This window comes from Candidatus Tisiphia endosymbiont of Mystacides longicornis (assembly GCF_964031095.1).
In the GTDB taxonomy this organism is placed as follows: Bacteria; Pseudomonadota; Alphaproteobacteria; order Rickettsiales; family Rickettsiaceae; genus Tisiphia.
In genome coordinates this window covers 1,027,267-1,045,645 of sequence record NZ_OZ035004.1, presented here as the reverse complement: position 1 = coordinate 1,045,645, position 18,379 = coordinate 1,027,267, and the positions used below count along the sequence as shown (strand labels likewise).

Annotated in this window: 21 protein-coding genes and 1 tRNA gene; 7 read left to right on the top strand and 15 right to left on the bottom strand. The window is 32.7% G+C overall.

Annotated elements, in window-relative coordinates; all coding sequences use genetic code 11:
* The first annotated feature begins 91 nt into the window (after positions 1-91).
* On the top strand, positions 92-517 hold the full coding sequence (locus ACQH6S_RS05325) for a hypothetical protein (RefSeq protein ID WP_341758053.1): 426 nt from the start codon (positions 92-94) through the stop codon (positions 515-517).
* A complete protein-coding gene (gene tnpB / locus ACQH6S_RS05320; RefSeq protein ID WP_341752109.1) occupies positions 505-858 on the top strand; it encodes an IS66 family insertion sequence element accessory protein TnpB in 354 nt (117 codons plus the stop codon). Before ACQH6S_RS05325 ends, tnpB (ACQH6S_RS05320) begins: the two co-directional genes overlap by 13 nt.
* On the opposite strand, the gene ACQH6S_RS05315 is transcribed toward tnpB (ACQH6S_RS05320), so the two are convergent.
* The gene (locus ACQH6S_RS05315; protein ID WP_425364400.1) at positions 855-1,640 is read right to left on the bottom strand and encodes an IS66 family transposase; all 786 of its coding nucleotides are present in this window, start codon (positions 1,638-1,640) and stop codon (positions 855-857) included. The two genes, tnpB (ACQH6S_RS05320) and ACQH6S_RS05315, sit on opposite strands and share 4 nt — an antisense overlap.
* Before the next feature lie 41 nt (positions 1,641-1,681).
* Here ACQH6S_RS05315 and ACQH6S_RS05310 point away from each other — a divergent pair, with 41 nt between their 5' ends.
* Both ACQH6S_RS05310 and ACQH6S_RS05305 read left to right on the top strand, forming a co-directional pair.
* Positions 1,682-2,053 (top strand): IS630 transposase-related protein, encoded by a 372-nt coding sequence (locus ACQH6S_RS05310; RefSeq protein ID WP_425364376.1) that lies wholly within the window; start codon positions 1,682-1,684, stop codon positions 2,051-2,053.
* Entirely contained in the window at positions 2,017-2,535 is a 519-nt protein-coding gene (locus tag ACQH6S_RS05305) for an IS630 family transposase (protein ID WP_425364377.1), read from the top strand. The genes ACQH6S_RS05310 and ACQH6S_RS05305 overlap by 37 nt, the downstream gene beginning before the upstream one ends.
* On the opposite strand, the gene ACQH6S_RS05300 is transcribed toward ACQH6S_RS05305, so the two are convergent.
* Both ACQH6S_RS05300 and ACQH6S_RS05295 read right to left on the bottom strand, forming a co-directional pair.
* Positions 2,500-2,889 carry a hypothetical protein gene (locus ACQH6S_RS05300; RefSeq protein WP_425364399.1) on the bottom strand — a complete coding sequence of 130 codons (390 nt, stop codon included), beginning with the start codon at positions 2,887-2,889 and terminating at the stop codon, positions 2,500-2,502. The two genes, ACQH6S_RS05305 and ACQH6S_RS05300, sit on opposite strands and share 36 nt — an antisense overlap.
* Positions 2,890-3,191: 302 nt before the next feature.
* Positions 3,192-3,440 carry a hypothetical protein gene (locus ACQH6S_RS05295; protein WP_341758049.1) on the bottom strand — a complete coding sequence of 83 codons (249 nt, stop codon included), beginning with the start codon at positions 3,438-3,440 and terminating at the stop codon, positions 3,192-3,194.
* A 158-nt stretch (positions 3,441-3,598) separates the two neighbouring features.
* Between ACQH6S_RS05295 and ACQH6S_RS05290 the strand changes: the two genes are divergently transcribed.
* On the top strand, positions 3,599-3,826 hold the full coding sequence (locus ACQH6S_RS05290; RefSeq protein WP_425364398.1) for a hypothetical protein: 228 nt from the start codon (positions 3,599-3,601) through the stop codon (positions 3,824-3,826).
* A gap of 242 nt (positions 3,827-4,068) precedes the next feature.
* Here ACQH6S_RS05290 and ACQH6S_RS05285 read toward each other — a convergent pair.
* The 7 genes from ACQH6S_RS05285 to ACQH6S_RS05255 all read right to left on the bottom strand — a co-directional run bounded on the left by ACQH6S_RS05285 (position 4,069) and on the right by ACQH6S_RS05255 (position 9,853).
* Positions 4,069-4,145: transfer RNA gene (locus ACQH6S_RS05285), tRNA-Met, on the bottom strand.
* A gap of 200 nt (positions 4,146-4,345) precedes the next feature.
* Positions 4,346-4,822: a 30S ribosomal protein S9 gene (rpsI, locus tag ACQH6S_RS05280; protein ID WP_425360473.1), complete on the bottom strand. Its 477-nt coding sequence runs from the start codon at positions 4,820-4,822 to the stop codon at positions 4,346-4,348.
* Between the two features lie 6 nt (positions 4,823-4,828).
* Positions 4,829-5,296 (bottom strand): 50S ribosomal protein L13, encoded by a 468-nt coding sequence (rplM, locus tag ACQH6S_RS05275; RefSeq protein WP_094649573.1) that lies wholly within the window; start codon positions 5,294-5,296, stop codon positions 4,829-4,831.
* A gap of 151 nt (positions 5,297-5,447) precedes the next feature.
* The gene (locus tag ACQH6S_RS05270; protein ID WP_425364397.1) at positions 5,448-6,719 is read right to left on the bottom strand and encodes a PQQ-binding-like beta-propeller repeat protein; all 1,272 of its coding nucleotides are present in this window, start codon (positions 6,717-6,719) and stop codon (positions 5,448-5,450) included.
* 14 nt (positions 6,720-6,733) lie between these two features.
* Positions 6,734-7,375, bottom strand: a complete 642-nt coding sequence (locus ACQH6S_RS05265; RefSeq protein WP_425364396.1) for a DUF2659 family protein — start codon at positions 7,373-7,375, stop codon at positions 6,734-6,736.
* A 41-nt stretch (positions 7,376-7,416) separates the two neighbouring features.
* Entirely contained in the window at positions 7,417-8,172 is a 756-nt protein-coding gene (gene ybgF / locus ACQH6S_RS05260; protein ID WP_425360474.1) for a tol-pal system protein YbgF, read from the bottom strand.
* Positions 8,173-8,806: 634 nt separating this feature from the next.
* Positions 8,807-9,853: an IS110 family transposase gene (locus tag ACQH6S_RS05255; RefSeq protein WP_425360001.1), complete on the bottom strand. Its 1,047-nt coding sequence runs from the start codon at positions 9,851-9,853 to the stop codon at positions 8,807-8,809.
* A 674-nt stretch (positions 9,854-10,527) separates the two neighbouring features.
* Here ACQH6S_RS05255 and ACQH6S_RS05250 point away from each other — a divergent pair.
* Both ACQH6S_RS05250 and ACQH6S_RS05245 read left to right on the top strand, forming a co-directional pair.
* On the top strand, positions 10,528-10,776 hold the full coding sequence (locus ACQH6S_RS05250) for a hypothetical protein (RefSeq protein ID WP_341758049.1): 249 nt from the start codon (positions 10,528-10,530) through the stop codon (positions 10,774-10,776).
* Between the two features lie 302 nt (positions 10,777-11,078).
* The gene (locus tag ACQH6S_RS05245; RefSeq protein ID WP_425364395.1) at positions 11,079-12,188 is read left to right on the top strand and encodes an IS66 family transposase; all 1,110 of its coding nucleotides are present in this window, start codon (positions 11,079-11,081) and stop codon (positions 12,186-12,188) included.
* Here the strand turns inward: ACQH6S_RS05245 and tnpB (ACQH6S_RS05240) are convergent.
* The 5 genes from tnpB (ACQH6S_RS05240) to ACQH6S_RS05220 form a co-directional block, all read right to left on the bottom strand.
* A complete protein-coding gene (gene tnpB / locus ACQH6S_RS05240) occupies positions 12,185-12,538 on the bottom strand; it encodes an IS66 family insertion sequence element accessory protein TnpB (protein ID WP_341752109.1) in 354 nt (117 codons plus the stop codon). The two genes, ACQH6S_RS05245 and tnpB (ACQH6S_RS05240), sit on opposite strands and share 4 nt — an antisense overlap.
* On the bottom strand, positions 12,526-12,951 hold the full coding sequence (locus tag ACQH6S_RS05235) for a hypothetical protein (RefSeq protein WP_341758053.1): 426 nt from the start codon (positions 12,949-12,951) through the stop codon (positions 12,526-12,528). The genes tnpB (ACQH6S_RS05240) and ACQH6S_RS05235 overlap by 13 nt, the downstream gene beginning before the upstream one ends.
* A 307-nt stretch (positions 12,952-13,258) precedes the next feature.
* Positions 13,259-14,593, bottom strand: a complete 1,335-nt coding sequence (gene radA, locus ACQH6S_RS05230) for a DNA repair protein RadA (RefSeq protein WP_094648959.1) — start codon at positions 14,591-14,593, stop codon at positions 13,259-13,261.
* Entirely contained in the window at positions 14,590-17,982 is a 3,393-nt protein-coding gene (mfd, locus tag ACQH6S_RS05225; protein ID WP_425360475.1) for a transcription-repair coupling factor, read from the bottom strand. Before mfd ends, radA begins: the two co-directional genes overlap by 4 nt.
* A 6-nt stretch (positions 17,983-17,988) precedes the next feature.
* Positions 17,989-18,315: a succinate dehydrogenase assembly factor 2 gene (locus tag ACQH6S_RS05220; RefSeq protein ID WP_425364394.1), complete on the bottom strand. Its 327-nt coding sequence runs from the start codon at positions 18,313-18,315 to the stop codon at positions 17,989-17,991.
* Positions 18,316-18,379: the final 64 nt, after the last annotated feature.

Here is an 18,379-nt window from a genome sequence, read left to right as displayed (position 1 = left end):
ATTAAATGAAGTGTATACTTGCAGCAAAACTGCATAACTTTATCTAATTTTTTTGTTAGTATGAATTTTTTATACATTTGGGTTTCATACTATGCAAATACCATCGATTACTATTGAGCAAGTAGCTCAGCAATTTAAAGCTTGGCGTCAAACTAAAACTAATAAGTTTGATCCTATACCAAACCATCTAAAGGAATTAGTTCACCAATTACTCCATCATTATTCTTACCAAGAGATAGCTAAACATCTTAATATTAATAAAGCAACAATTAGTTCAACTAAAAAAGCCCATGAACCTACCATCAAAACTTCTTCTGTCTCAACTTCAAATCAATCCCTACAACAAAATATTAATTTTCTCCCATTTCAACTAGTAAATTCTATAGATACCGATCCTGTAGCTGCTCCCAAGCAAAATCACTATACTTGTCACATTATTAAACCAAATGGTACCAAGCTTATTATCCAAACACTAGAGCCAAAAACTATAATTCAGACATTTTTATGCTGCAACTAACCCCGGCGTCAGTTATTTTTGTTGCCACTATTGCCATCGATTTTCGCAAGGGTATCGATGGCTTAATCGCTGTTTGTAGACAAAAACTTTCTTCTGACCCTCTTAATGGTTCCTTGTTTTTATTCTATAATAAAAACAGAACTGCCATTAAAATTTTGTCCTTTGACGGTCAAGGCTTTTGGCTATGCTCTAAACGCCTATCCAAAGGTAAATTTACGGCAAAACTTTTCCCATCTGATAATTCATCTTACCAAATTTGTTATAGAACCTTACACATTCTTATTCATAATGGCGATCCTAGTTCTGCCAAATTCTCTAATGATTGGCTTCCTGTCGTTTAAGCTGCTGTCTCGATTAATTCCGTATTATTCATATATCTTGCATAGGCAAAAGGCGTATAATCCTCAGGATGCTTCTTTGCTTTGCTACTATGCTCTTGTAGCCAATTTAAATATTTAAAGGCATTGATCTCGTTCTCACTACAAGTCTTTACTATACTATACAGACCACTATGTATCTCAGCACTATTGATTGTTTTAAAGAATAATGAATTCTTCCTTTGTAAAATAATGGTACGCAGTGATCTCTCAGCCCAATTATTATCAAGATTGCTAACTGGGATTTTTAAAAATTGGGTCAAACCTTCTTTATTATTTATCCAATATTTCATAGCTTGTCCAAGCCTACTATTAGGCTCAACTTTCTTGTCGTTAAATAATTCGTCTATTTTGTTATATATGTTTTCTATATATTTACTGCTATGTTCCTGATGATACCCAAGTTTCTCTTCAGGACTCATCTCTTTACATTGATGTTCATTGTGGTAAATCCCACGTGTTTGTTTGAGAAAATATCCGCATTCTTCAGGGTAATATAGTTCATTTTCTGTAAATTTTCTCTGACCATGTGACAAACAATTGATCATCACTATTATTGCCAGTAATTCTTTATCTGCTTCTGATAATACCGGGTTATTATTGTTACTTGCGTCAGTCATTAATTGGATAGAATCTGTTCTATTCTTACGATTCTTTAGTACGTTACCTATATTTTCTCCACCATGCCTATTACCGGTAAAATATAAAACTATTACCTCATTATTTGCAGTCTTATAGTAAATCAAATTGAATTAGGTGATAAGATGTGGTATAAATAAAGGAAAAAATGTCAACAAGTCCATATAGTCAAGATTTAAGAGAAAAAGTAATAAATTATATAGAAAAAGGTAATAGTCAAGAATCTGCTGCTAGAATATTTGCTATACATAAAAATACAATTAGCCGTTGGAACGTAAGGAGAAGAAAAGAAGGAACAGTGCTGGCAAGAGCTAGACTAGGATTTAAAAGTAAGATTGATAAAAAAGCATTGGAATATTTCGTAACAAATAACCCTAATAGTAAGCTACAAGAAATTGGTAAGAATTTTGGAATTACAGGTTCTCAAGTAGCTAATATATTAAAAAAGTTAGGATTTAGTTATAAAAAAAAACCTTTAGCTATTTGGAAGCAAGTGCAGAGAAACGATCTGATTATTTAGAAAAGATCAGTAAATATGATAAAGATAAAATAGTATATCTTGATGAAAGTGGTATAGATATGACAATTTGCCAAGATAGAGGTTGGGGTAAGATAGGAGAATTATTGATTGGCAAGAAGAGTGGGAAGCATTATCAAAGGACTAATATAATAGCTGGTTTAGTAAATAACAAACCAATAGCCCCTTTTGTTTTTAATAAAACTTGTAATACAGAACTATTTAATAATTGGGTTGAAAAATTTTTGATTAAAGAGTTAACAGCAGGACAGGTTGTAGTGATGGATAACGTTAGTTTTCATAAATCTCAAAAGACAAAAGAGCTAATAGAATCAGTTGGTTGTGAAGTTATTTTTTTACCCCCATATTCTCCAGACTTAAATCCAATAGAAAAATTTTGGGCTAATATGAAGCGATGGATTCGAAACAAAATAGCGGAAATTGGTACATTATCTAAAGCTATTTCTGCATTCTTTGTCACCTAATTCAATTTGATTTACTATAGCACATATTGTAGTAGTATAACAGCTGCGTCCTTTCTTATTTTGAGTACGTAATTTTTTATTGGCTATAGTAATTTCTAAAATCCTAGCTCTAGTATCATCAAGGTTCAGTGAACTACATTCGGCAGCCATTTCCAATAATACCCCGTAAATTTCAGCTCCACCACCTTCTTGCCAAACATCTAAATATTGTTGCCAGAGCGAGCTGTATGCTATAGGAACCCCGCTTAAACTCTGTAGCCTAGATAAACGGTAGAAAGGAGTACCATAGGTCTTTTGTAACACTATTGCACTTCTGCTACTATTTGTCCATTTGTTGATATTTTTATTGTTCATAACTGTATAATCGCAAGCATTACAGCGTAACGTTTTCTTTACATATCTGTTGACTGTAATTGGAGCATTACCTGTAAATTGTAGCAATTTTCTAGCTTCACTATTATATAGTTTGCCATTATAGCAGTGAGGACAGCTATCACCACTACAAAAATTCTCAGGAGTTAAATAGCTGGTATTCGCATCCTTATAATCATCAAACCCATATTTACCTTGCCAATTACTACGATCTATCTTTTTGGGCTTATCGCACTCTCCTTCATTACCACCATTCCCGTTATCAGATTCACCTGGCGGTTCTTTTAATGAATCTGAACTATCTTTTTTTTGTGATCTGCCTTAAAACCAATCAGCATTTCCTTAAGCTTATTTATACTGATATTTGATGATGCTAGCTTGTCTATTAGCTCGTTACAAAATTTCACAAGCTCTACTATCGTTTGCTGTTCATCTCCCGTTAATGAACTTTCCTTGACATGCTGTATTAGTTCTTCTCGTTCTTCAGCACTTAAGGTCGCTACTTTTGGTTTTTTCATTTGATTAATTATCATTATTATTAATATTTCAAATATTATAATATGACTGCTACTTTTTCAACTAGTTTTTTTATTAATCTGTTTTTTATTAATCGGTGATATTTGCATAGTAGAAATCCAAATTTATACAATAAATTCATACTAGCAAAGAAATTAGATAGTGTTACGCAGTTTTGCTGCAAGTATACAATGAAGTAATAAAAGAACATTGTCCTTTTATACATAATAATCGTTTAAATGCGTTACTTGATGTTGCAGAAGACTTGACAGTAAAAGATAAAAAGATTTATTCGTATTTTACCCTTGGGAAATTTATTATTGAATTTAATTATTTGCATGCCATAAAACCATTGGTAGAATCCCTGGCATCTATTATAAAGACGGAGCTTTGTCGTGCTTAATTTCGTGGGGATACATCAGCTCGCAATGACGGTTTTTCAGTTATTGTTTTCTTAAACTAAAGCTTATGTGAGTAGGCGGGAATCTAGACCCCTAACCGAAGCAGGGGTGACATTAAGGTAAGCAGGGATGACATTCTACATAGGGGTGACAATCATTGTCTTATATTTTATTCAAAATAGCTGTGAAATAAAAATATGGCTAATCTGAATAAATACTATAGCTAATTCAGAAGAATTTTGTCTGGTAGCGAGGGAGGGATTTGAACCCCCGACATGCGGATTATGATTCCGCCGCTCTAACCAACTGAGCTACCCCGCCATGATGGAAAGAGCTTCAATACAAAAAAGTAAGCCCCTGTCTTCCTCGCAATGACGTTAACCACATACGATTTTTAAAATGTATGCCTAGTATAGTCAATTGATGAGAAGTTGGGGACGTCGTCGCTCAATGCTCGCCTATTACTTATAGGCGTCGCTCCATCACTCCTGCTACCCAATCCTCCTGAACTGACTATATCTTTAACGTTTAGAGAACTGAGTACTTTTTCTAGCTTTATGCTTACCATATTTTTTCCGCTCTACAACTCTTGAATCTCTTGTTAAGAAGCCAGATTTGCGTAGAATACTGTGAAATTCTGGGGCAATTTTATCAAGAGCTCTAGCAACGCCATGTAATACAGCCCCCATTTGTCCTGATTTTCCGCCACCTTTGACAGTACATATTATATCATATTGTCCAGAAGTTTTGGTTACAACGAATGGTTGTAAGAGAGATTTGGTATGAGATTCACGAGTAAAATATTGCTCAACATTTTTTTTGTTAACAATTACTTTACCACTACCACTTTTTAACCAAACTCTAGCAATCGCATTTTTCCTTCTGCCTGTACCGTAAACCTTGTTATCACTGTTTTCTGCAGATGGTTTTTGCTTAACTAACTTACTCTGAACTGGACTATTCTTAGTGTTTTCACTTTGAAGCTTCAATGTTGTCATAATTCACTATTTTTTATTCTTGGTATTTTTGCTTGCAAAATCATAAAATTCTGGTTGTTGAGCTTTATGCGGGTGTTCATTCTCTGCGTAAACATATAGATTACTCATTTGTTTTGATCCCAGAACATTTCTTGTGATCATTCTTTTTACAGAGAGTTTAATGACTCGTTCAGGGTGCTTACCAGCCAGGATTTTTCCGGCAGTTGTATCTTTTATTCCACCCGGGAAACCAGTATGACGATAATAAATTTTACCATCTTTAAGAGCTGATTTTTTACCTGTCAAGCAAATATGTTTGGCATTAATTATTACTACATAGTCCCCACAATCTAAATGAGGAGTGAAGGAAGGTTTATGCTTACCGCGTAAGATTTTAGCCACCTCACTAGCAAGCCTACCTAATACAAGGTCTTTAGCATCTATAACCCACCACTTCTTTTGAATTTGTGATGGTTTTGCAGAATAAGTTTTCACGTTATATATCTTTATTAATTACAATTATACTTGAAAATAGCAAAAAATTGCTGTTTTCACTATCCAAGTAGTGAGCTATATTAAATAGCATTATAACCAGTATTTTGTCAAGACAAATTACAATAAATTATACCATAATATAGCCTCTTGACTAATCTACTAGTATAATTTTTTTATCAGTAGTAAAATACATAGTACCACAGCAGGTTTTGCCATAATATTCAATATTTTTAGTAATTTTACTAATTACCGGAGTGGTGCTTAAATTACCATTAATATCTGATTGGAAAGTATATAATTCACCTTTAGCAGAGATAATATTTAAATTCCAATCTTTTTCTTCTCCCTCTTTTTCCCCCGTTGTTTTAGCAATTATCGGGGCTAAAAATGATGAAGCTTTAACTTTTTTGATATCTTTTCCATCGTTTAAATCTGCTACAAACTTAACTTTACCAAATTCAGTGCTTATAGCAGCTACTTGTCCAGCATTATTTGTTACAAATAAACTATTGCCAGCTAAAGACATTGATTGTACATCATAAGCTTTAATTTGCCATAGGATATTACCGGTTATAATATCTAGCTTTATTATCTTGCCGGCACTATTAGCTATATATAGGTGAGAGTTATTGACAACAGGTTTGCATAATATAAAAGCTGCCTCAAAATTTGGTAAACCTATTTCTTGCTGGCTAGATAAATCGTTAGTCCATAAAATTTTACCACTATTAGATTCTAAAGCAAGAATTTGTCCTGAATTATAGTTTACTATCACATAACCATTTTGTACTATTGGAGCCACATGATAACTTGATGATAAAATTTCAATTATACCTTCATGTTGCCAAACAAAATTTAATCTCTCAGTATTAATCGCTAATATTTGATTAGTTACTGTTTGAACTACAATAGTATGATTATTAATTAATATCGGTTTTATTCTGGTAATATCAGGTAGTTCTTTTCTGATTATTTCATGACCTGATTTACTATCTAAAACTACCAAGAATCTTAAACCATAGGTAACGTATAGTTTATCATTATGGTATAATATTCCGCCACCAACATAATGATCATTTTTGTTGGTGCTTATATTATATGACCAAATAATAGCTTTGTCTTTCATAGAAAAGGCAGAAACATTACCTTTGTTATCGATGGTATAGACAACAGCTTTCTTAAAAATTGGCTCGGCTATTATTTTGTGTTTTGTAACAGTATATTCATTATTCTGAAGCATCTCAGGGCTAAATATATCGGTTTTAGCAGAATCCACTTGAATTGCTTCATTAGTTTCTACAGATAATCTAGGAGTTAATTCTACAATATTTTTTGTTTTTTTACTTATTAGATCACAAGAAGTTAACATTAAAGGTAGTAAAAAAATAATTAATCGTTGTTTTGTCACAAGTTGTTTTGCCATAATCTAGACCTTTATTATTGTAAATTTGCAAGTAAAGCTTTAGCCTGCTCTTTAACTGTTTGAGTTGTACTTTCTAGTGATATCAACTTTTTTAAAGTATCTTCGGCTAAATCTTTTGAGTTGTTATTAATATACCAAATTGCTTTGATAATATTTGCTGTCCCAAAAAATGGTTTATTTTCATCATCAAAATAATTTAAATATTTCTCGATTTCATTAGTGTTTACATCAGATGAATTTGGTTCATCTATCATTAAACTCAACCAAACTAGATGGGCATAGGCATTTGTTAATTCATCATAATTGTTGTTATCGATAACTTTTTTTAATAAAGTTCTTGCTTCAATAAAATCTCCTTGGTGTATTTTGATACTAGCTTGCTCGATAGCAGCTAAACCACTTACTTTATTAGTACTTGTTGTCATTAAATTATCCAAAGACTTTATAGCAAGCTCTTTGTTATCATTAATAAGGGCTATAGATTTAGCTAAAATATCACCTGTCTTTTGGTTATTCTCTATTGCCTTTCTATCACGCCAATTATTTATTAACATAAATAATATTACTATAAGTGTAAGGATTATAGTGATAGGAAGAATTTTTTTAAAGTAATAAAGTTTTTTTTCTTCATTTTTATCACTTAAAACTTCTTGCAAAATGTCAGTCATGATTATTTACCAATTATTATTCATATATCCTAATGTTTACAAGCAAATTTAATTCTTGCCTCCTTAGCTCTTTTTATTGAGGTCGCTGGTCTATTTGGAAACTCTGCTTCAAGTTTATCAAGAATAGAACATGCCTCTTGTCCTTTTTTAAGCTCTCCAAGAGATAATGCTAATTTTAGCAATGAGTCAGAAGCTTTGATCCCTTTTGGCGATTGTTTATAACCTTTTAAATAATTTATTGCGGCTTTATCAAACATCTTACGTCTAAAAAAAGATTCACCATACCAAAAATAAGCATTACTTAACAAAGGACTCTTAGAGTAATTTTTTAAGAAATTTGCAAATTTTTCTTCAGCCTCTGTTAATTTATTATCTTTTAAAGCGGCAAGTGCTAAATCATAAAGTTGTTTATCTGCTGTCACTCCCGAAATAGGTTTTACAACATCAGTAGCAACAACTTCTTTCTCCACTTTTTTAGTAGATGGTATATCAAAGACATCATTAGCCACAGAATCATCTACTGAATTTTTTGATGTATCGCTACTATCTTGGGAATTTGTTACCTCTTGTTTTGTCGAGTTTAAAATTTTCTCTAATTTACCAATAGTATGCTCAATTATTTCAATTCTGCCAAGTAAATGTTGATTTTCTTTTTCTAAACCATCTAATCTTTCCGTATAATCATTAGAGGTATCAAATTTCAAATTTTTTCTAGTAATTTGATTCTCAGCCAATACTTGCGTAGCAATCAAAATAATCAATAAATATATAGAAATTATTTTCATACGTTAATATTTTATTTAAAAGTTATAAAACCAGCTGAGTATACTAGAAATTTTATAGTAATCTATAACTTTTCAGTTCAACTTGATTTTTTATAGTTAACTCAGTTAGCATTTCTTCATAATAAACTGCTGTCATTGCGAGAAAGACCGTAGGTCAATGAAGCAACATAACCTTACGTCCTCAAGCCGTCATTGCGAGAAGGTGTAACTATTTTTCAACGCAAGTGTCATTGCAAGACAACATAGTGGTCGCGGCAATCCACACTTATTGGATTGCTTCGTCGGCTTATGCCTCCTCGCAATGACGCATAGGCATAATTCCCGTCCACTATTGTCATATATGGACGAGTGAATTTGTCAAGAAAGAAAATAAAAAAATAGAGCCACAAAGGAAGCGGTCATATATTCGGCATCAAGTGCCATAATGGTTTCTGCATTCTTATAAATATCCTTGAGTGACCTCTCATTCCCACGGCTTCTAGAGCCTCGACATAATTACGGATTTTATTCAGAATACTTATTCATTAACTCTTTAACTTTCGTTCTCTTTATTGTTACTATTCTTTACTCACAATATTTATCAATTACCAATTTTTATTTAGTTGACATAGTTTCTTCTTTTTTTCCAACTAAACTAATTTGCAACATATTCGCTACCATTGGTGACTACTGCATAAGCAATCCTTGCTAACTTATTTGCTAAACCAACACATATAATATTATATGATTTATTTTCAGCAAATTTCTTCACTGCCCACTGCACTAGTTTATCTTTTGATTCCTTATCACTTTTTGCTCTTATTGCTATTGTCCTTGCGGCTTGAATCAACATAGTTCTGGCATATCTATCTCCTTGTTTGGTAATCCCTCCTAAAACTATCTTATCTCCTGAGCTATGTTGCTTTGGTACCAAACCAAGCGAAGCAGCAAAATCCCTCGGGGTTGGATAACTTTCCATTGGGGCTACACTCAAACAACTAGCATTGATTGCTCCAATGCCAAAAATTGTCTGCAACCTAGTAGCTTTCTCACTTTGCTTATTATTGCTGATAATCAGCTTTTCTAAAGTTTTTTCTTTGTCACATAAATCCTCAATTTCTTTACATTCTAAAAGTAAAATTGACCTTACCCCAGAATTTATATAACCTTTACTATACGCTAACTCTACCTCCAGCCTACATGATTTGCAAAATTTATTTTTACTTAATTTTGTATTATAGCCATATTCACATAAACTTGATATTGTAGAATTAGTTTTTTGCACACGATCTCTGATCGTATTACTTCTAATTTTATGCAAGAATTTTATATCTTGTTCCTCCTTGCTTTTTAGTAGCACAGTTTTTAATTCTGGATCACGAGCCGCTTTGCATATTGCTAACGCATCGTTATAATCATTTTTCTGTTTCGATGTAGCATAAACTTTTACATCTTTTGTTTTCATTAGTTTGACTTGCAAACCAAGCTTAGCAATTTCCTGTGACCAATAATTAGCTCCTCCACATGCCTCCATAGCTACCAATGAACTTTTATCGAGATTGCTTAAATAGGCTATTAACTCATCTCTTGTAACTTTTTGGTAACCTATTTTTTTGCCATTTTGATCGACTTGCACCAAGTGCATACTATTTTTTGCTAAATCTATTCCTATTATAGTATTTTTTATGCTATTATTTATCATGGTATGGACCTATTAATTAAATTATTATTTAATTTGGAGCAGCTGAAAACTATTTTTCAGCTGACTCCGTACAAGTAAAGCATATTTCGCTTCACTCGTCCATACCATCATTCCCGCGTAGGCGGGAATCTAGGCTCCTGCCTACGTAGGGACACCTCCTAGCTAACTATACAAGTATAGCAGATTTTTATGCTCCACTAATAGCTGTTTTCATTATTTTTGTGATATTGGTTATTTTTTTATTTGTTGGGAAAGTGAAAATTTAGAGCAACCCGAATAGCATTTAGCCATAATAAACTGTCGTCATTGCGAGAAAGACCGTAGATCGATGAAGCAATGCATAAATTGTCATCCCTGCTCGATTTAGCGTCACCCCTGCGAAAGCAGGGGTCTAGATTCCCGCCTACAAGGGAATGACAGGGTAAAAACGTCATTGCGAGGAGCTACTTTAGTAGCGACGAAGCAATCCATGAGAATTAGTATAGATACATCAAGACTATAGTATACTTGCAGCAAAACTGCGTAACACTATCTAATTTCTTTGCTAGTATGAATTTATTGTATAAATTTGGATTTCTACTATGCAAATATCACCGATTAATAAAAAACAGATTAATAAAAAAACTAGTTGAAAAAGTAGCAGTCATATTATAATATTTGAAATATTAATAATAATGATAATTAATCAAATGAAAAAACCAAAAGTAGCGACCTTAAGTGCTGAAGAACGAGAAGAACTAATACAGCATGTCAAGGAAAGTTCATTAACGGGAGATGAACAGCAAACGATAGTAGAGCTTGTGAAATTTTGTAACGAGCTAATAGACAAGCTAGCATCATCAAATATCAGTATAAATAAGCTTAAGGAAATGCTGATTGGTTTTAAGGCAGATCACAAAAAAAAGATAGTTCAGATTCATTAAAAGAACCGCCAGGTGAATCTGATAACGGGAATGGTGGTAATGAAGGAGAGTGCGATAAGCCCAAAAAGATAGATCGTAGTAATTGGCAAGGTAAATATGGGTTTGATGATTATAAGGATGCGAATACCAGCTATTTAACTCCTGAGAATTTTTGTAGTGGTGATAGCTGTCCTCACTGCTATAATGGCAAACTATATAATAGTGAAGCTAGAAAATTGCTACAATTTACAGGTAATGCTCCAATTACAGTCAACAGATATGTAAAGAAAACGTTACGCTGTAATGCTTGCGATTATACAGTTATGAACAATAAAAATATCAACAAATGGACAAATAGTAGCAGAAGTGCAATAGTGTTACAAAAGACCTATGGTACTCCTTTCTACCGTTTATCTAGGCTACAGAGTTTAAGCGGGGTTCCTATAGCATACAGCTCGCTCTGGCAACAATATTTAGATGTTTGGCAAGAAGGTGGTGGAGCTGAAATTTACGGGGTATTATTGGAAATGGCTGCCGAATGTAGTTCACTGAACCTTGATGATACTAGAGCTAGGATTTTAGAAATTACTATAGCCAATAAAAAATTACGTACTCAAAATAAGAAAGGACGCAGCTGTTATACTACTACAATATGTGCTAAGACTGCAAATAATGAGGTAATAGTTTTATATTTTACCGGTAATAGGCATGGTGGAGAAAATATAGGTAACGTACTAAAGAATCGTAAGAATAGAACAGATTCTATCCAATTAATGACTGACGCAAGTAACAATAATAACCCGGTATTATCAGAAGCAGATAAAGAATTACTGGCAATAATAGTGATGATCAATTGTTTGTCACATGGTCAGAGAAAATTTACAGAAAATGAACTATATTACCCTGAAGAATGCGGATATTTTCTCAAACAAACACGTGGGATTTACCACAATGAACATCAATGTAAAGAGATGAGTCCTGAAGAGAAACTTGGGTATCATCAGGAACATAGCAGTAAATATATAGAAAACATATATAACAAAATAGACGAATTATTTAACGACAAGAAAGTTGAGCCTAATAGTAGGCTTGGACAAGCTATGAAATATTGGATAAATAATAAAGAAGGTTTGACCCAATTTTTAAAAATCCCAGTTAGCAATCTTGATAATAATTGGGCTGAGAGATCACTGCGTACCATTATTTTACAAAGGAAGAATTCATTATTCTTTAAAACAATCAATAGTGCTGAGATACATAGTGGTCTGTATAGTATAGTAAAGACTTGTAGTGAGAACGAGATCAATGCCTTTAAATATTTAAATTGGCTACAAGAGCATAGTAGCAAAGCAAAGAAGCATCCTGAGGATTATACGCCTTTTGCCTATGCAAGATATATGAATAATACGGAATTAATCGAGACAGCAGCTTAAACGACAGGAAGCCAATCATTAGAGAATTTGGCAGAACTAGGATCGCCATTATGAATAAGAATGTGTAAGGTTCTATAACAAATTTGGTAAGATGAATTATCAGATGGGAAAAGTTTTGCCGTAAATTTACCTTTGGATAGGCGTTTAGAGCATAGCCAAAAGCCTTGACCGTCAAAGGACAAAATTTTAATGGCAGTTCTGTTTTTATTATAGAATAAAAACAAGGAACCATTAAGAGGGTCAGAAGAAAGTTTTTGTCTACAAACAGCGATTAAGCCATCGATACCCTTGCGAAAATCGATGGCAATAGTGGCAACAAAAATAACTGACGCCGGGGTTAGTTGCAGCATAAAAATGTCTGAATTATAGTTTTTGGCTCTAGTGTTTGGATAATAAGCTTGGTACCATTTGGTTTAATAATGTGACAAGTATAGTGATTTTGCTTGGGAGCAGCTACAGGATCGGTATCTATAGAATTTACTAGTTGAAATGGGAGAAAATTAATATTTTGTTGTAGGGATTGATTTGAAGTTGAGACAGAAGAAGTTTTGATGGTAGGTTCATGGGCTTTTTTAGTTGAACTAATTGTTGCTTTATTAATATTAAGATGTTTAGCTATCTCTTGGTAAGAATAATGATGGAGTAATTGGTGAACTAATTCCTTTAGATGGTTTGGTATAGGATCAAACTTATTAGTTTTAGTTTGACGCCAAGCTTTAAATTGCTGAGCTACTTGCTCAATAGTAATCGATGGTATTTGCATAGTATGAAACCCAAATGTATAAAAAATTCATACTAACAAAAAAATTAGATAAAGTTATGCAGTTTTGCTGCAAGTATACAGACTATATGGATTGCTTCGTAGGCTCACGCCTTCTCGCAATGACGTTTTTATGCTGTTTAATACTTATAGAATAAAAATTGTTATGGCCCACAACCACCTACGTTCGCTCGCAATGACCTCTTACACTTTTCTGGAATTTTTGAATTGTCATGGGGTTTATGCGTAAGATGAGTGAATTAACTATATCTAAATTAACCATAGACATCTCCCCTACTCTGAATTTTAATTATATTAACTCTTTTAATTCCTTTAGATTACCAATTGGACAAATTAGGTTACTACTCAGTTTTTCAAGTTTGGAGCAAATTAATTTATTGAATCCTAATTTTGTCGCTTCTTTTATTCTGACTTCTGCTGCAGTTACTTTCCTTATTTCGCCAGATAAACCAATTTCTCCAAAGAAAATACTATGTTCTGGCACAGCTTTATTTTTTGCAGCAGAAATTAAAGCAGCTGCAACAGCTAAGTCTGAAGCTGGGTCTGAAATTTTAAGCCCACCAGCAACGCTCAAATATACCTCATGAGAAGATAAATTAAGACCAAATCGTACATTTAATACAGCTATTATCATTGCTAGCCTATTCAAATCCCAGCCTACAACCGAACGTCTTGGCATTGGTATATTTGACGGAGCAATTAATGCTTGAATTTCGATTAATAAAGGTCTTGATCCTTCGATTCCAGCAAATACTGTTGTACCGCTAACGTTTTTGTCTCTTTTCATCAGAAATAGTTCAGAAGGGCTAGAGACTTCAATAAGACCGCTAGCAGTCATTTCAAAAACACCAATTTCTCCTACTCCACCAAACCTATTTTTAATAGACCGTAAAATCCGAAAATGACTATTATGATCACCCTCAAAATATAGTACGGTATCAACGAGATGCTCAAGTAACTTAGGACCAGCTAATTGCCCATCTTTTGTCACATGACAACTAAGCAAAATAATAATATTATTATGTTTAGCATAGTTAACTAATTCATTAGCACAGGCACGAATCTGGGAAATAGTACCAGGGGGCGATGATAATGTACGAGTTACCATCGTTTGAATTGAATCAATCACTACCAAATCAATATTGTTCTTATCGGCATCAATAGTTGAGATAATATCTTCAATGCTAGTGGCGGCTAAGATGGAGGTTGTTTTATTAGTAAGTCCTAGTCTTAAAGCTCGGAGTTTTATTTGGTCAATAGATTCCTCTCCAGTTACATACAGACAGCACTTCATTGTAACACAAGAGGAGGTTGCCACTAAGTGTAATAATAAAGTTGATTTCCCAATTCCAGGGTCACCGCCAATTAAAATTGCAGAAGAGCATACCAACCCGCCTCCCAACACCCTATTTAATTCCTTTATAGGCGTAGGGATACGTAACGAATCCACTACCACCCCATCCAGCTTTTGTATTTCTTGTTTATTACCTAACTTAACTTGCGTTTGACTAATTATCTCTTCTTCAATCCCTCCCCATAAGCCACAATCAAAACATTGCCCTGTCCATTTTGACGTACTATTACCACAATTTGTACATATATATTGTTTTTTAATTTTGCTCACGCTGCTAATAATTGTTCTAACAAACTATTTGTTTCTTCTATAATATCCTTTCCTACCAATATTTTGCTAAATATTAATTTAGTATCCGGTTTTATTTTGGTTTGCTGAGGATGTTTTATAACAAAATTCATAACCTTACCAACTATATCCGCTTCTTTGTAAAATTTTAAAACAAATCCTCGTTCACCAGAGTCTAAATTTTCAATATTAAGTTTACTGCATTTATGTTTTATTTTCACTATATCAAGTAGATTATTAAACTCTAATGGAATAGGACCAAAACGATCAACCATTTCATCCTTAAAATTTTCAATATCTGTATTGTCAGTTAAATTGCCAATTCGTCTATACAAACTTAGTTTAAGAGAAGAATCTGCAATATAATTATCGGGAATGAAAACAGGTAACCCCAAATTAATTGTCGGAACAAAAGATTTTGGATTTTCAGTAACTTCACCCTTAAAAATTGCTATTTGTTCATCTAACATTTCCTGATAAAGCTCTACCCCTACTTCTTTAATCTGGCCTGATTGTTCCTCCCCTACTAAATTACCAAAACCACGTAAATCCATATCATGGCTAGCAATAGTAAACCCGGAACCAAGAGTGCGGCTACTCTGCATTATTTCTAGACGTTTTATTGAATGGGCAGTCATCTTTTTATAATTTGCTAAGGTTAGATAGGCATAACCTCTGAATTTACTTCGCCCTATCCTCCCCCTGAGCTGATATAACTGACTTAGACCAAGAGTATCAGATTTATGAATAATCATCGTATTAGCTTCGGCAATATCTATACCGGATTCAATTATTGTAGTAGAAACTAGTATATCAAATTTACCATCACAAAATTCACCCATAATCTCATCTATTTTACCAGCTGGCATCTGACCATGAGCAACTTTATATTTTAATTCTGGCACAATTATTTGTAAATATCTTTCTATATCTGGAATATCCTTAATTCTAGGTACCACATAGAAGCTTCTACCACCACGGAAACGTTCTCTAAGTAAAGCATCTCTGATAATTACTTGGTCAAATGGCATCACTGTTGTTCGAACTTCTAACCTATCCATTGGCGGGGTGGCAATGATGCTAAGATCTTTAAGACCAACCATTGACATTTGCATTGTACGAGGAATTGGTGTTGCTGAAAGAGATAGAACATGCATTGTAGCTCTGAGACTCTTTAAATATTCTTTTTGAGCAACACCAAAATGTTGTTCTTCATCAATTATTAATAATCGGAGATTATTAAATTCTATATTTTTACTTAATAAAGCATGCGTGCCAATTATTATATTAGCTGTACCATTTTTGATTTGTTCTTTAATAATTTTAGCATCTTTATTGCTAACCAGACTGGATAATTGTACTATATTTAAACCAAAATCTTTAAATCTTTTAACAAACCTTAAATAATGCTGCTTACCTAGAATAGTAGTTGGTACGATGATCGCTACTTGAGAAGTCATCGTAATTGATTTTGCTACCATAAAGGTTGCTCGTATAGCTACTTCGGTTTTCCCAAAACCAACATCTCCGCAAATTAATCTATCCATTAAAATACCAGAGTCAAAATCTTTTTTAATGTCGTTTATGGCATTTAATTGATCTTCAGTTTCAGTATATTTAAATCTATGACAAAATTGCTCATACTCTGTATGATCAAATTCTATTGGATTTGCTACAGTTAACTTTCTCTTCGCAGCTATCTTTAATAATTGTTCAGCAATTTCTGTAATACGGTTTTTAAGCTTGGCTTTACTTCTTTGCCATGCACTACTACCCAATTTGGCAAGCTGTGCTTCACCACTGCCATATTTTTTAATTAGTTCTATATTTTCAACAGGAATATATAATTTATCATTATTTTCATATAGAATTTTTAGGAAATCATGAGCTTTGCCTTTAACATCCAGTGTTTCAACGTTAAGAAACTGACCAATACCATGATCCTTATGAACAATTAGCTCTCCTTCAGTTAAATTATCTAATTCCATTAAAATGTTTTTGAGCTTACGTTTAGCACCTTGCTGACGAAAATTCACCGCACTTTTTCCTAGAATATCATGAGCGGCAATAAACAAATATTTATCACTATAAAACCCTTGGCTAAGTTGAACATAGGCAAGATTTATAACTGCAATTTTTGCTTGTTGTAAATTGTCTATCTCGATATATTTTCGTGAGTAACTATCTATTAGGCTTTTAAATCTTTCTAAATTACTTTTAGAATGACAAAAAATAATCGGTATTTTATTTTTATTATTTTCTATAATTTCGAATAGCTTATTAAAAACTGTCTTATCCTCCATAAAACTAGTTACCGTAATTTTTTCTAATGAATGGGCATAAGACGAATCTTCTGGTGTAATTAAAATATTATTATCCTGTTCCAAGAACTTTTGTATTTCCTGGCTGGTAAAATAAACTTGTTCGGGAGGCAATGCAGGATAAAAGGTATTTAATTTTATTTTGTTAGACTCAATCCGCGATCTGTAAAGATCCGTATAATTATTTTCCTGCTCAATAATTGATTGCAACGATAAATTATCGTAAATAATAACAGGATCATCCAAGTAATTAATTAGGCTACTGAAAGAATTATAAAATAAAGGAGACAAATGTTCATATCCTTGGAATTTTTTCCCCTCAATCACTGATTCATATAAAGGGGTATTGACATAATTAACTCCAAAAACTTTTAAATAATTATCTCTAAAATTCTTTATTGTTTCTGGATTTAATATCACCTCACTAGCAGAATTAAGTATTAGCTCTGTGCAATTATTAGTAGAAATCTGACTATCAATATCAAATTCTTTTATTGACTCTATGTGATCCCAACTAAAATTAATACGATAAGCTTTAGAACCAGGCAAGACTATATCTACTATCTCTCCTCTTACCGAAAATTCACCACTATCAATACTACTGCTACTCCTAGTAAAACTATTATGTACCAAGAATTCCGCTAATTTATCGGCTGAGAGCTGCATTTTATTATGTAATCTTAAAAAAGACTTAACCAATAACTCTGGAGGAGGTAATTTTGTTAGTAAATTTATAGCACTAGTCACTACCAATTTTGTATCGTTATTACTTGCCAAGTAACTCAATATATTCGCTCTTTCTGATAAAATATTTTGATTTGGCGAAATACGATCATATGGTATAGTATCAAGACTAGGAAAATATAATATGTTGCTAGTTTTAATATTTTGTGCCATAAATAATAATTGTTTATGGCTATTGATTGCATCATCTTCACTGGCAAAGATAAGTAAAATATTCTTGGTACGTTTATTTGATAAATGTTTATTTGATAAATACTCACTAGCAAAAAAACTTTTTGCACTGAGCGGAAGTGGTTGTTGTATCATTATTTACTAAGCTTCTATGTTGTTAATATCAAAACTAAGTATTTGTAACATTACTTTTGAGTTTAAGTGACAAGGAGGAGCAGTTTTACTGGTAATCCAATCATAAATATCTATGTCATTTTGGTTAAGTATTAAAGCAAAATCTGCTAAATTAGCTGCATCCATGTTAGCAAGAAATTTTTCAGCAAATTTACCCAATATTAAGCCAATTTCTTTGCAACCACGATTTTTGCTTTGATATAACAATTTTTTGGTTAAAGATGTTTTGTTAAAATAATCCATATTTACAATATTACAAAAAAACATCATAATATAATTCAGATAGTTTGACAATTACCAAATATAAAATAAAATGTAAACTGTAAAAATGGTGCTAGAACTTAATTGCTCCAAATCT

Excerpts from the sequence above, each read along its gene's own strand:
- ACQH6S_RS05325 (WP_341758053.1), top strand. The coding sequence starts at position 92 with ATGCAAATACCATCGATTACTATTGAGCAAGTAGCTCAGCAATTTAAA.
- tnpB (WP_341752109.1), top strand. The coding sequence starts at position 505 with ATGCTGCAACTAACCCCGGCGTCAGTTATTTTTGTTGCCACTATTGCC.
- ACQH6S_RS05310 (WP_425364376.1), top strand. The coding sequence starts at position 1,682 with ATGTCAACAAGTCCATATAGTCAAGATTTAAGAGAAAAAGTAATAAAT.
- ACQH6S_RS05300 (WP_425364399.1), bottom strand. The coding sequence starts at position 2,889 with ATGAACAATAAAAATATCAACAAATGGACAAATAGTAGCAGAAGTGCA.
- ACQH6S_RS05295 (WP_341758049.1), bottom strand. The coding sequence starts at position 3,440 with ATGATAATTAATCAAATGAAAAAACCAAAAGTAGCGACCTTAAGTGCT.
- rpsI (WP_425360473.1), bottom strand. The coding sequence starts at position 4,822 with ATGACAACATTGAAGCTTCAAAGTGAAAACACTAAGAATAGTCCAGTT.
- ACQH6S_RS05270 (WP_425364397.1), bottom strand. The coding sequence starts at position 6,719 with ATGGCAAAACAACTTGTGACAAAACAACGATTAATTATTTTTTTACTA.
- ybgF (WP_425360474.1), bottom strand. The coding sequence starts at position 8,172 with ATGAAAATAATTTCTATATATTTATTGATTATTTTGATTGCTACGCAA.
- ACQH6S_RS05255 (WP_425360001.1), bottom strand. The coding sequence starts at position 9,853 with ATGATAAATAATAGCATAAAAAATACTATAATAGGAATAGATTTAGCA.
- ACQH6S_RS05250 (WP_341758049.1), top strand. The coding sequence starts at position 10,528 with ATGATAATTAATCAAATGAAAAAACCAAAAGTAGCGACCTTAAGTGCT.
- ACQH6S_RS05245 (WP_425364395.1), top strand. The coding sequence starts at position 11,079 with ATGAACAATAAAAATATCAACAAATGGACAAATAGTAGCAGAAGTGCA.
- tnpB (WP_341752109.1), bottom strand. The coding sequence starts at position 12,538 with ATGCTGCAACTAACCCCGGCGTCAGTTATTTTTGTTGCCACTATTGCC.
- ACQH6S_RS05235 (WP_341758053.1), bottom strand. The coding sequence starts at position 12,951 with ATGCAAATACCATCGATTACTATTGAGCAAGTAGCTCAGCAATTTAAA.
- mfd (WP_425360475.1), bottom strand. The coding sequence starts at position 17,982 with ATGATACAACAACCACTTCCGCTCAGTGCAAAAAGTTTTTTTGCTAGT.